At 51.9% G+C, this 13,275-nt stretch carries 12 protein-coding genes; all 12 read left to right on the top strand.

Annotation, left to right across the window (positions count from 1 at the left end; all coding sequences use genetic code 11):
• The first annotated feature begins 68 nt into the window (after positions 1-68).
• The 12 genes from FHS18_RS18610 (at position 69) to FHS18_RS18665 (ending at position 13,227) form a co-directional block, all read left to right on the top strand.
• Complete coding sequence (locus FHS18_RS18610) at positions 69-677, top strand: copper resistance protein CopC (protein ID WP_183601600.1); 609 nt, start codon at positions 69-71, stop codon at positions 675-677.
• Between the two features lie 107 nt (positions 678-784).
• Complete coding sequence (locus tag FHS18_RS18615) at positions 785-1,282, top strand: GNAT family N-acetyltransferase (RefSeq protein WP_183601601.1); 498 nt, start codon at positions 785-787, stop codon at positions 1,280-1,282.
• A 29-nt stretch (positions 1,283-1,311) separates the two neighbouring features.
• The gene (locus FHS18_RS18620) at positions 1,312-2,070 is read left to right on the top strand and encodes a cyclase family protein (RefSeq protein WP_183601602.1); all 759 of its coding nucleotides are present in this window, start codon (positions 1,312-1,314) and stop codon (positions 2,068-2,070) included.
• Between the two features lie 154 nt (positions 2,071-2,224).
• Positions 2,225-3,814: a spore germination protein gene (locus tag FHS18_RS18625; protein ID WP_183601603.1), complete on the top strand. Its 1,590-nt coding sequence runs from the start codon at positions 2,225-2,227 to the stop codon at positions 3,812-3,814.
• A gap of 26 nt (positions 3,815-3,840) precedes the next feature.
• Entirely contained in the window at positions 3,841-4,944 is a 1,104-nt protein-coding gene (locus FHS18_RS18630) for a GerAB/ArcD/ProY family transporter (RefSeq protein ID WP_183601604.1), read from the top strand.
• Positions 4,928-6,109 (top strand): Ger(x)C family spore germination protein, encoded by a 1,182-nt coding sequence (locus FHS18_RS18635; protein ID WP_183601605.1) that lies wholly within the window; start codon positions 4,928-4,930, stop codon positions 6,107-6,109. The genes FHS18_RS18630 and FHS18_RS18635 overlap by 17 nt, the downstream gene beginning before the upstream one ends.
• A complete protein-coding gene (locus FHS18_RS18640) occupies positions 6,109-6,330 on the top strand; it encodes a hypothetical protein (RefSeq protein ID WP_183601606.1) in 222 nt (73 codons plus the stop codon). The genes FHS18_RS18635 and FHS18_RS18640 overlap by 1 nt, the downstream gene beginning before the upstream one ends.
• Positions 6,331-6,498: 168 nt before the next feature.
• On the top strand, positions 6,499-8,058 hold the full coding sequence (locus FHS18_RS18645; RefSeq protein ID WP_183601607.1) for a response regulator transcription factor: 1,560 nt from the start codon (positions 6,499-6,501) through the stop codon (positions 8,056-8,058).
• On the top strand, positions 8,058-9,833 hold the full coding sequence (locus tag FHS18_RS18650; protein WP_246427750.1) for a sensor histidine kinase: 1,776 nt from the start codon (positions 8,058-8,060) through the stop codon (positions 9,831-9,833). The genes FHS18_RS18645 and FHS18_RS18650 overlap by 1 nt, the downstream gene beginning before the upstream one ends.
• Positions 9,834-9,942: 109 nt before the next feature.
• On the top strand, positions 9,943-11,364 hold the full coding sequence (locus FHS18_RS18655; RefSeq protein ID WP_343060573.1) for an ABC transporter substrate-binding protein: 1,422 nt from the start codon (positions 9,943-9,945) through the stop codon (positions 11,362-11,364).
• An 88-nt stretch (positions 11,365-11,452) separates the two neighbouring features.
• Complete coding sequence (locus tag FHS18_RS18660; RefSeq protein ID WP_183601608.1) at positions 11,453-12,400, top strand: carbohydrate ABC transporter permease; 948 nt, start codon at positions 11,453-11,455, stop codon at positions 12,398-12,400.
• Positions 12,397-13,227: a carbohydrate ABC transporter permease gene (locus FHS18_RS18665; RefSeq protein WP_183601609.1), complete on the top strand. Its 831-nt coding sequence runs from the start codon at positions 12,397-12,399 to the stop codon at positions 13,225-13,227. The genes FHS18_RS18660 and FHS18_RS18665 overlap by 4 nt, the downstream gene beginning before the upstream one ends.
• The last annotated feature ends 48 nt before the right edge of the window (positions 13,228-13,275 follow it).

Here is a 13,275-nt window from a genome sequence, read left to right on the forward strand (position 1 = left end):
GTCATCCCATGTCGGGAACGCACATGCTATAGTTGTTCAAATCACCTGCAAAGGGGCTAGAATGGGTAGTGAAGAAATCTTATCTTTCGGTTTGGCTATTGGTCATTTTCTTGCTTGTATGGCCTCAATCCGTCTCCGCGCATACCGGGCTTAAGAGCTCTTCGCCCGCGAAGGATGAGACGATCACATCCGAACTTAAGGAGATCGAACTCAACTTCAACACCGTCATTGAGCCGATGACCGTGTTGACAGTAACGGATGCGCAAGGCGCTGAGATCCCTGTTAAGGTAGAGGCGGGGGATAACAGCATTAGAGGCGCATTTTCCGCCTCGTTAGCCAACGGTGCCTATAAAGTAGAGTGGCGCATCATTGGTGAAGACGGGCATAACATAACCGGCGAATTTGCGTTTGACGTAGCAAAACCGGAAACGCAGGAAAGTCCGGCGGTTACGAATACGAGTCCTGACGAATCTGTTGACTCCGGCGAGACAACAAGCGATTCCGCGGAAACGCCTGCTGATGATGGCAGCGTTGAAGCCACTAGTGATTCGTTGACTGAGTTTAATCAAGCTGCGCAATCCGGAACAAGTCAGACCAATACGATTGTCATTACCATTGCCGGCCTTTTGCTACTGGCGATTCTAATATTTGCCGTATTCAAGATCGTTAAGAAATAGAAATGAAAGTGATTTAGACGTGGGCCATGTGATCGTAGAATCTCATGGCTTTTTCTTATATACTTTTACTGGTATTGAAGTAGTTACGGAATGGGGATCTAGACAAAATGATTGTGTTGCGTAATGTTCAAGCTATGGATTTGAATCAGTTGCTAATCATTGAGAATGAAGGTTTCTCGCAAGAAGAAGCTGCCACGAAAGAAGCATTCGTGGAGAGAACGAGGTTGATCGCGGATACGTTTATCGTGGCCGAGAAGGACGGCGAAATTCTAGGTTACATGAATGGCCCAATCATTGCCGAGCCTTATATTACGGATGATCTGTTTAAGGAGATCCGAGAGAATCCGAGACGTGGAGGCTATCAGAGCGTATTGGGGCTAGCGGTATCCAGCAAGGCCCGTGGACAAGGTATTGCCAAGCTATTGATGGACAGAATGGAAGAGCTTGTCGTCGAGAATGAACGAGAAGGAATAACGCTAACGTGTAAAGAAGAATTAATTCCGTTCTATGAAAAATTCGGATTCGTTAACCATGGCTTGTCGGCATCCCAACATGGCGGAGTAAGCTGGTACAATTTGCTTAAGACAAGGGAAACGATGAACTGAAAAACACTAGATTGCAGGGGGAATGAATAATGAAATTGATCGATCTCAGCGTGCCGATCAGCCCGAGTATCCGAGAACCGCTGCCGGCCAAAATCGAATATGCCAGCCATGAGGATGGGGCCAATCAGGCTGCCGCTATTCTCGGCTTGAACAATAGCGACTTCCCGGAGAGCAAAGCTTGGGCGACGGAGACGGTTACGCTCAATACGCATGCAGGCACGCATATCGATGCGCCTTGGCATTATTGGCCCACCTCGGAAGGCAAACCCTCCAGGACGATTGACGAGTTGCCGCTCGAATGGTTCTTTTCCGATGGGGTTGTACTTGATTTCAGTTCGAAGCCGCCTGGTTACGAAATAACGACCGATGATCTGATCGCCGAGTTGGACCGGATCGGCTATACGCTGAAGCCGCTGGACATCGTCCTCATCCGCAGCGATGCGGACAAACGGCTCTATCACGAGCATTATGCTTACTTGCACGCCGGCGTTTCCGCCGATGCGACGGTGTGGCTGCTGGATCAGGGCATCAAGGTAGTCGGAACAGACGGATGGGGCTGGGATATCCCGCTTAATCTACAAGCAGAGTCATTCAAGAAAGAACCGCGCGAAGGCGTATTGTGGGCAGCCCATTATGTCGGAAAAGACCGGGAATACTGCCAGATCGAGAAACTGGCTAATCTGGATCGGATTCCGACGCCGTTCGGCTTCAAGGTCAGCTGCTTCCCCGTCAAGGTAGAGAAGGCAAGCGCCGGCTGGGCGCGGCCGGTCGCGATTGTAGAGGACTAATAATTTCATAAGCAGAGACTGATCCAGGAGCCGTCTTTTTCGATAAGAGAAAGACGGCTTTTCCTATACACGCGAATGGCGAGGAACAGTGAATATTATGAGGTAAAATGCTCATCCTATGGAAAAAAGCGGTCAAAGGGATGAACGTTGCGCTATGACCATTCGCAGAACAAGCCGATACTTCGACCGCCATGTTAAGCAGCAGAGGCCGTCTCATCACAAGCAAGATGAACAATCCCGCGCTGAAATTCCGCATGATACCGAGTTAACAGATCGTCTCGATGAAAATGTCGGTACGATCGGCAACATATACAGCAGCTGTTCGGACGTGATCTACCGCCATTTCGTCATTGCCGGCTCCATACGGGCCGTCATGATCTATATCGAAGGCATTACGGATACGAATGGGATCGAGCAATTCGTAATCGCGCCTTTGCTCAAGGCAGAACAATCAGAAGACTTTCGTCCGGATCAGCTGCTCCAACAGACTTTATCCGTCGCCGAAGGGAAAGCGGTAAGCCGGTTCTCGCAATGCATCGACTATTTATCGAGAGGCTACGCGATTCTGTTGCTGGAGCATGAAGCATCCGGTCTTGCGCTTGGCATGGCCAAATGGGAAAAACGGGCGCTGGAGGAGCCGGCCGCGGAGGTCGGGATACGAGGTCCCCGAGAAGGCTTCACCGAGACGCTGCGCGTCAACACCTCCATGCTCCGGCGGATTATTAAGAGCCCGCGATTGAAACTAGAAACGTTGCAACTTGGCGAATATACGCAGACGAGCATTGTGCTTGCCTATATCGAGGGAATTGCTGAAGCCTCTCTTGTGGAAGAGGTGCGAAGCAGGCTCTGCCGCATTGAGATCGACGGTATCCTCGAGAGCGGTTATATCGAGGAGCTGATCGAGGATTCGCCGTATTCCCCTTTCCCGCAGCTGCTCAACACGGAACGACCGGACGTTACGTCGGCATGCTTGCTAGAAGGGCGGGTCGCTATACTTGTCGAAGGCACGCCGTTCGTGCTCGTCGCCCCCGTTACCATGTTCACGATGCTGCAGGCTGCCGAAGATTATTATCAGCGCTTCTGGATCAGTACGATCACCAGATGGCTCCGGTATTTCTTCAGTATTGCATCGCTCACGTTACCGGCGGTATATGTAGCCGTTCTAACCTTTCACCAAGAGATGATACCGGGTTCACTGCTGATCAGTATGGCGGCCTCCCGTGAGGCTGTGCCATTCCCGGCCTTTATCGAGGCGCTCATGATGGAGGTTTCATTCGAAGCGCTGCGCGAAGCAGGTGTCCGGCTGCCGAAGCAGGTCGGCGCAGCGATCAGCATCGTCGGAGCGCTGGTTATCGGACAAGCCGCTGTGCAGGCAGGCTTGGTCTCGGCACCCATGGTCATAGTCGTAGCTATTACGGGCATCTCATCGTTCATGATCCCGCGGTATTTTGCCGGTACAGCCTTACGCATGCTCCGCTTCCCGTTAATTATACTAGCGAGCACCTTAGGCCTGTTGGGGCTTATACTTGGCATTATCGCGATCGTGGTGCATATGTGCACCCTTCGTTCCTTTGGCGTTCCGTATCTGTCCTCCAGCTCGACACCGATATGGAGCGAGTTCAAAGACACGATATTCCGTGCACCTTGGTGGATGATGGATACCCGGCCGAGTTTAACAGGAACGACCAATTACACAAGGCAGTCTCCTAACCAGCGGCCAGAGCAGGATCGGGGCGAGCAATAAATTTAGATGTAGAAAGAGGTGACCGCATGCAGGAGAAGGGTCAAATATCAGCTCTGCAGATGGGCATTATGATGTTTCCTTTTATGCTGGCCATCAACTTTTTGGTCTATCCGACCATTGCAGCCCAATATGCCGGCAACGATTTTTGGCTTGTCGGCTTCTTTCACTTCCTGTTCGGCAGCGTCATTATCTACATTCTGACGAAGCTGCATAAGTTGTACCCTCACCAGACGTTATCCGAATATAGCGAGAAGATCATCGGTAAATTTCCGGCTAAGCTGCTCATGTTCCTCTATCTGTTCTACTTCCTGCATTCGCTAGGTGCGTCCATTCGGCAATACGCAGAATTCGTAACCGGTACGTTTTTGTTCCGCACGCCAATATTGCTCATTCTAATCTCGATCGTGCTGCTCGCGGCGATTACCGTACGGTGCGGAGTGGAGGTCATTGCCAGAAGCGCAACCATTCTTGTCCCTCTCTTCGTTATTCCGCTCACGATGCTCATTCTGTTGTTGCCTGATCTTCATATCAAGCATGTGATGCCGATTTTAAGCCATGGGATCATACCTGTCGTCAAGGCGACGCAATGGTGGATCGGTAATTTCATTGTAATCGCCTATCTACTGCCGTACTTGTCCAATCCCGAAAGCGGTCGCAAAGCGAGTATGTTTACCCTTACGGCGGTTGTGGTCACAGGCACGTATATCAATCTCTTATGTCTCATGCTGCTTGGACCGGATACGTCTGTCAAAATCTATCCCGTTCACGTGCTCTTCCGCTATGTTTCGTTCGCTAATTTCTTCGAGAACATGGAGGCGCTGCTGTTAGTCATGTGGGTGGTGGGATGCTTCATCCGGGTTGCGGTTTTCTATTACGTCGCTTCCGTTTCATTGGCGCAGTGGCTCAATCTTGAGAATTACCGCAGCTTCGTTTTCCCGCTGGGATTACTGATCGTCGTGTTTAGCTTGTGGGATTTTCCCGATGTTTCGGCCATGGGGGTCTTTTTTCGAACGGCGTATCCTTTCGAGCAGCTGTTGACCGGGTTGGTTATTCCGCTCTTCCTTCTCCTCATTGCTCTTCTTCGCAGAAAGAAGCCGGAGCAGGTGAGCGTCAATGAGACGAATCATTAAGCTCTTGCCGTTACTGTGGCTGCTAGCCTCTTCAGTCCTGCTAACGAGCTGCTGGGACAGAACTGAGCTAAACGATCTCGCGCTCATAACGATGCTGGCGATCGACCGGACCGAAGAGGGAGGCATTCGAACCAGCGCCCAGATCATCATTCCGCAGAATCAAAGATCCGGTGCAGAAGGAGGAGGCGGCGAGGGTAAGAAGACGATTATGCGGTCAGAGCAGGGTATGAACATCTCGGATGCACTTTCCCGTCTCCAGCGGAAGGTGCCCCGCAAGCTGTTCTGGGGCCAATGCAAAGTCTTCCTAATCGGTGAGGATTTGGCCAAAACGGGGTTAAAGGAGCACTTCGATTTTCTCGTCCGTCATCCTCAGCCCAGAGAAAGGGCGTACATATTCATCAGCAAAGGACCTGCATCCGATGCGTTGGAACTCATTCCGCCAATCGAGCGCAACTCCTCGGAAGCGCTCCGAGAGTTGGCCCAGCTTCAGATCAGCCTTGGCGTTACGCTGGAGGAAACCAGCATCATGCTGAAGCGTGATTCGGACGCATTCGCCTTGCCTTATGTTACGATTCTGAAGCCGTCTAAATCCGAGGATCCTCTGAAGACGATTCCTTATATTAAAGGCACTGCCATGTTCAAGAATGGACGAATGATCGGCGCTTTGTCCGAGAAAGAAACGCAAGGCGTCATGTGGGTATTGAATGAAATCGAAGACTACACGGTGACCTTTAATCCGGAGGGCAAGGGGGCAGTTTCACTGAAACCTGTAAAGGCGGACGTTAAGCTAAAACCTTTAATTAAAGGGGATAAATGGTCCTTAACCGTGTCGATCCGCGCTGAAGGCGATATTGAAGAGAATAACACGCAGCTGGATCCGGTGGACCCGAAAATCCAAATCGTACTTGAGCAAGCATTCAAGGATTCGGTTCGTAAGCGGATTGAACAGTGCATTAATCAACAGCAGCATAGATGGAATGCCGATATTTTCGATTTTGCCGGCGTATTTCATCGTAAGTATCCCAAACAGTGGGAGAAGCATAAAGGTGACTGGGACAGTCTATTCCCGAAGATTGCGGTTTCCGTTCAGGTCGAAGCCCACATCTTGCGTCCCGGTCTTGTCAATGTACCTGGCGGTATGCCACAGGAAGAGGTGATTCACTGATGCGAGTCGCACTATGTACCTGCATCACGATTGCGGTCATTCTCATTCTCGCCTTCGAATGGCGGAAGCTGAAGGATAAGCCTAGGAGAGAAAAAGCGGCATTGTTCGCCGTGCTCCTTCTGGTGTGGGCTTTGTCCATGCTGGATCTGCCTGCAACGCCTGGCCCCGTCACTTTATTAGAGATGATCTTCAAACCGTTCGAGGGACTAATTAAACCCTAGAATCATGATATTAAGCCGATGATCTGAATTTCAGACCACGGCTTTTTGATTTTTTTCGATAAGTCATCCGTGCTGCCCGGACATAAATTCAGCTCATCCCCATTGAAGAAGGGCTTCCTGAATATGGATCGAATATACAAAGGAAAATGCGCCGCTAGGGGGATGAGTATGAAAGTGCTGCTAGTTGATGACGAAGCCCGCCACTTGAGGGGGATGACAGGTATGATGAGAGCCATCCGTCCTGACTACGAGGTGTTCGTATCGAAGAACGGCATGGATGCGCTGGAGCTTGTACGATCGGAGCGTCCGGAAATTGTCATTACGGATATACGGATGCCGATGATGGACGGGCTGACATTCATGGCCAAGCTCTCCGAATTGAAGCTGCGGCCCAAAGTGATCTTCCTGACGGCCTATAATCTGTTCGAATACGCACAATCAGCGCTTCGCAACGGCGCTTTCGATTATTTGCTGAAACCCGTAGATCTGGATGCGGTGGATGAAGTATTGAAGCGGATCGAAGAACAGCTTGATAACGAATCCGCGCAAAGGAACGGAACGAAAGATAGTACCGCCTTGCTGCACTTGCTTCGGGGGCAGCATTCGTATCGGCCGGAGCAAATTCGCGATCTGCCTGTCTTCATGTATGAGCCGGGAGTTGTGATGAAGTCACATGTCGAGGACTTGACGGGCGGCCTGCAGCCGACGAAACCCGAAGAGCTCTGCCGTGACCTGGAATCGGTCTTCTCCGGGATCGGGGAAGCGCATGTTTACCTTGAAACCGGCGATCAAGAGAAGGAAGTCAAGCTCGTGACGGTTCTATGCGCGAAAGCGGCCGATGTCGATCGCGCGGCTGTAAGAGTTCGGCTCACGGAATTAGCGAATCGTCCAGCATACAGGGGAATGAAGCTCGTCCATGGGATCGGCACGCTTAGCAGCAGCCTTCTTGCCGAAGGCCGAAATTCCTATCGGACGGCGAACCTTGCGATTCTTAACACGTTCTACGATAAGTGGAACGGGATTATTTTCGCGGACGAGCGAGTGGAGTCCACAGCAGATACGACTGAGTTTGATGTAACGGCCTTATTCGAAGCGGCTCGAGACTACCAGGCGGAGCGCGGTCTGACGCTGATCCGGCAATGGTTCGATCGGCTATCGGGCGAGGGGTGGACGGATCCGATCATGATCAAAGAACAGGCTTCGCTCCTGATGATGAAGCTGAAGAGCCGCAGTTATGCATTCGTCAAAAAAGAGACTGCGGAGCGAATGTCGGAGGCGGCCGCCAGCGACATCCCGAACAGCGATTCCTATTTCGCCGTGCTTGCGTTGGTCGAGGCACGATATCTGGAACTGGCTCAGTCACTTCAGCAAATGAAGCGGGGCAGAGGCGAATACGTTGCCGAATCCTGCGTTCAGCTCATCCGTGAACGCTTCATGGAGGACTTGATGCTGGAGAACATCGCCGAGCAGTTCTACTTCAATCCGTCCTATTTCAGTTCGATGTTCAAGAACCATACCGGGATGACGTTCTCGGAGTTCCTGACCGACACGCGGATCAAGCACGCGAAAGAACTGCTGGCCGATGCCGAAAACGCGCTCAAGATTTATGATGTCGCGGAGCGGTGCGGCTATCGCGATACCAAATATTTCTCTCGGGTGTTCAAGAGCCACGTAGGCGTATCTCCCGAAGCCTACAGGGGCGGCATGCTTGGAAGCGGGCGAACCTGATGCTGCGTACCCGTTTGCTAATCAGCTACTTGCTGCTAATTCTGCTTCCGTTGCTTGTGCTCGGCACCTTATTCTATCGGTTGAGTCTTGGGATCGTCACGGATCAGGCGCAAGATAATTTTTATCAAATCGTACGGAAGAACAACGAGATTATGGACGTCAAGTTGAGACAAATCGATGGAATCAGCTCGACGTTGTTCACGGATAAAGAGCTGTTCCGTATATTCAATGAGTTGAATCCCGCCCGGAGCGAACAGCTTCTGGAAGCCGACCGCAGAATCAACGCGATTCTGGCGCAACGTTTCGCGCAGACCGAGGATTTATTCGCTTACCAAATCTGGACGTCGTATTTTAAGTTCGGCCCGCAAAATATGCCGCAAGGCGACCTGACGGAGAGTCACATCTACAAGGAGGCGAAGTTAGCCGGAGGACGGCTCGTCTGGAATCCGACGTACGATTTCGCCGAGATGTTCAACCAACCTTGGCTAAGCGAAGCGGTCGATTACGATTATCGCTATTTGTTCACGGCTACCAGGCTGCTGAACTTCTCCTATCTGGATAACAGCACGATGGCCAATCTGGATGCGGACGTCGAAAGGCCGGTGCTGGCCATCAGCATGAAAGCCGATCTGTTTCAACATCTGTTCGAAGATAGTATCCCCGCCGAATCGAATTACTTTGTCGTGAGCTCCAATGGCTCCGTGGTGGCTCATTCCGATCAAAGCCTAATCACGGAGAAGATTCGCGACCAGTGGGTCTATGATTTGTTGGAGAAGGGAAGCGGTACGCAACGGCTGAAGCTCGACGGCAAAAACATGCTCGTCGTGTTCGACAGGTCGGATGTCACCGGGTGGCTGTCCGTCGTCGTGATCCCCGAACGCGTGCTCGTCGAGAAGATGGTTCCGGTTATCCTCACCTCCACGATTACGATTGCCGCCTTTCTTGCGCTTGCGGCCGTAGCGCTCGGCTACTTCATCTTCAGCCGAATGACGGGGCCGATCAAGCATTTGATGGTTGCGATGCGCTTCGTCGGCGAAGGTGACTTTCACGCCAAGGTGGAAGCCAAGTCGAACGATGAGATCGGGATTCTCATCCATAAGTTCAATACGATGAATGACCGAATCCGCGTGCTGGTCAACGAGAACTACGAAATCAAGCTGAGGGAGCAGCAAGCCGAGATCCAGGCGTTGAACTTCCAAATGAACCCGCATTTCTTATATAACACGCTGAACGTGATGAACTGGGTAGCGCTCGAGAATGGCCAACGCGAGTTAAGCAAAATGCTCCTCTGTCTGTCGAATATGCTCCACTATACGACACGCAAGGACTGGGACGCCGTCCACTTAAGCGAAGAGATTAACTGGATGAGCAATTATTTCTACTTGATGGCGATCCGTTTCGAAGATAAATTCACCGTTCATTATGACATTGAACCCGCGTTGTACGGTTATACGGTTCCAAGGCTGCTGTTCCAGCCTTTCGTGGAGAATGCCATTATTCACGGCTTCGAACCAATGGAAAGCGGCGGCCTCATAACGATTACCGGCAAGTCGGAAGGGAATGCCCGGGTCTTCACGATAACGGACAATGGCTGCGGGATCGCAGAAGAGACGATTACCCGAATCATGCACGGCGAGACGCCGAGCGTCGGCATTGCCAATACGATCGCGCGCATCCGTCATCGTTACGGAGATAACAGCGAAGTGCGCATTCGCTCTTCGACTGACGGAGGGACGAGCATAAGTATCCGCTTGCCGTTCGATACCCAAGATTAGTCCACCAAATCTAATAAAACTGAGTTTTGTAATCGCTTTATATTTGTTATATTGGTCCCATCATAGACTGCAGCTATGAAACAAAGGGCAAGCGAAAGGGGAACGACACGTGAATCGTTCATGGAAGAGACTGACATCACTTTCCATTGGTCTTCTTGTACTTACATCCGGCCTATCCGCATGTTCGACGGATAACACCAATTCATCCTCAACCGGTAACGCTGCAGAAGCGGGTAATGTGACGGGTGAGTCTAGCTCGAAGGAGCCCATCACGCTGCGATTGACGAACTGGGGCAGTCCCAAAGAAATCGAAACGTATCAGAAAGCCATCGACCGCTTCGAAGAAACCCATCCCGGCGTTACGGTCAAATATGAATCCATTCCGACGGATTACGATACGAAGCTGACGACCATGGTAGCCGGTAACCAAGAACCGGACGTCGCGATGCTGGAATCCGCTACGATCGCCTTTCCGCTTGCCGAACAGGGAAAGCTCGTCAATTTGCAAACGATGCTCGATGAGGACAGTTCGTTCCATGCCGATCAACTGCTGCCGAACACGTCTTATTTTACCGAGCCGGGCAATATCATCGGTCTTGCCTCCAACATCGAGACTTTCTCCCTCTACTATAATGTCGATATGTTCAAGGAGCTCGGCATCGAGCCGCCGCCGGCCAAAGCGGAGGAGGCCTGGACATGGGATGAATTCGTGGAGACGGCGAAGAAACTGACGATCGACCAATCCGGCAAGAATGCCACCGAACCCGGCTTCGATCCGAGCAAAATCCGGCAGTTCGGCGTAAGCGGAGCCAACGGCTGGTGGGGATCCTGGTCCAACTTCATCTACAGCAACGGCGGCGATTTCGTCTCGGCAGACGGCAAGACGTTCAGCCTGAATCAGCCGGAAGCTGTCGAGGCGCTCCAAAAGGTCGCCGACCTGATCAATGTGCACCATGTGGCACCGTCTCCGGTCCAATCCAAGAACGTACCAGGCACGAACGTGGCGCTTCAGACGCGCAAGGTCGCGATGGTCATCGACGGGCAATGGGCGAACTTCGACTTGAGCAGCACCGACGTGAACTATGACGTCGCCCCGCTTCCGATCTTGAAGGATCCGGTTACGACCGTCGTGAACGGGATGTTTTCCATCTTCAAATCGACGAAGCATCCGCAAGAGTCATGGGAGCTTGTGAAGGCGTTGCTGGATCCGGAAGGTACGCTCGAGCTTCACCACAAAGGACTGTGGATGCCCGCGCTGAAGAACTGGTATGAAGATGAGGCGCTCATCGCCAAATGGACCGCCGATTCCAAAGGACGCCGGTCCGGCTATAGGGATGCCGTCATTAATATGGCGCTGAATCACGGTCATCAGACTCCGACGGGGTACGTGAAGAATTTCAACAAGATTATGGATATCGTGAATCCCGCATTGGATAAAGTATGGCTCGGCCAGCAGTCGGCTGAAGAAGCGATGAACGGCATTGCGGCCAAAGCGCAAGCTCAGGTTCAAGGCCGGCGAGACATTCAATAATCGGGCTGCGCCAGATTACGCCTGTTCGGAAGCGGGCGGCGCTCGCGGCCCGTTACTTCCGTCCGGCTGATCAGAAAGGGAGGGCTTCATGGCGGCAAATCTCAAGACGGTTCACCACGTTCCCCTACGTAGGGGCTTACGGTCTAAGGAACGCAAGGCACTGCTGTATGGACTATTGTTTACGCTTCCGGCGACGCTTGGTTTTCTCCTGTTCACGGCCGGTCCAATGCTGGCCAGCTTGTACTACAGCTTAACGGATTACAACGTATTCCAGTCCACGACTCATTTTATCGGGTTCGATCATTATGCCAAGTTGCTGTCGGGTCAAGATGAGCTATTCAACAAATCATTAGGCGTCACGTTCTACTTTGTCATCCTTAAGGTCCCCGTCACCATCGTGGTGTCCTTTGCCATAGCGCTATTATTAAATCAGAATATTAAGGGGCGCGCGTTGTTTCGTACGATCGTTTATTTGCCGAGCATCGTCCCGGCCGTGGCTACGTCCATCATCTGGATGTGGCTGCTGAATCCGGATCTCGGGTTGGTCAATACGATTCTGCAATGGCTGCATCTGCCGACAAGCTCATGGTTATTCGCAGAGCAATCGGTCATTCCTTCGATCGTGCTGACCACGATGTGGGGGATCGGCGGTACCGTCGTCATCTTCTTGGCAGGTCTAAGCGGCATTCCGCAGCAGTATTACGAGGCTATAGAAGTCGATGGCGGGGGCAGCTGGCATAAGCTGCTTCATATTACGCTGCCTATGGTAAGCCCGACCTTGTTCTTCAATACCGTCATGACAATTATTGGGGCATTCCAAGTGTTCAATGAGGCCTATATCCTTACGCAAGGCGGGCCGAACAATGCGAGCCTCTTCTATATCTTCTATCTGTGGCGCACGGCGTTCCGCGATACCGAGATGGGGTATGCTTCGGCGCTGGCGTGGATTCTATTCGTCATCATCCTGCTCTTCACCATGCTCGTATTCCGAACGGCCAAATCGTGGGTTTACTATGAAGGGGAGGGCCGTTCATGAGAATATCCACCGTTAAGCGAACCGTCGTATACGTTCTGCTTACGATCATGTCCGTGTTATTCCTCCTTCCCCTCGTATGGATGGTCCGCAGCTCGCTGATGAGTCTGTCGCAGATTTTCGTTATGCCGCCCGTATGGATCCCTGATCCGTTCAAGTGGGGGAATTTCAAGGAAGCACTTACGGTACTTCCGTTCAATACCTTCTTCATGAACACGATCATCATCGTTGTGCTCGTCCTGATCGGAACCGTCCTCAGCAGCACCATTGCCGCTTTTGGATTCTCTCGCATTCAATGGCGGGGGCGCAATGCGGTATTCGGAATTCTGCTCACCGCGATGATGCTGCCCGGTGCCGTGACCTTGATCCCGACATTCCTAGGGTGGAAATCGCTAGGATTCTACGACACCTTTGTACCTCTAATCGTACCGGCCTTTTTCGGCGGAGGCATATTCAACGTCTTCTTGCTGCGCCAGTTCTATATGACGATCCCCCGTGACCTCGATGAGGCTGCATTAGTCGACGGCGCCGGCTATTTGAGAATCTATTATCATGTCGTTCTGCCGCTCAGCCGATCGGCAATCATTGTCATCTCCTTATTCACCTTCTTAGGCGCGTGGAATGACTTCTTCGGACCGCTCATCTATCTGAAATCGACCGAAAAATTCACGCTCGCGCTCGGCCTGCAAATGTTCCAAGGAACATATACGTCCCAATGGGATCTGCTGATGGCTGCGTCGGCGGCCGTGGTGCTCCCTTGCGTGTTCGTATTCCTGATCGGTCAGAAATACTTCCTTGAAGGCATATCGCTGACCGGATTGAAGGGCTAAATAATGAGCACAAACGCAAGCACAGCCAAAAGACCCCCTTGAGGCAAG

Source organism: Paenibacillus phyllosphaerae (genome assembly GCF_014192105.1).
GTDB lineage: Bacteria > Bacillota > Bacilli > Paenibacillales > Paenibacillaceae > Paenibacillus_Z > Paenibacillus_Z phyllosphaerae.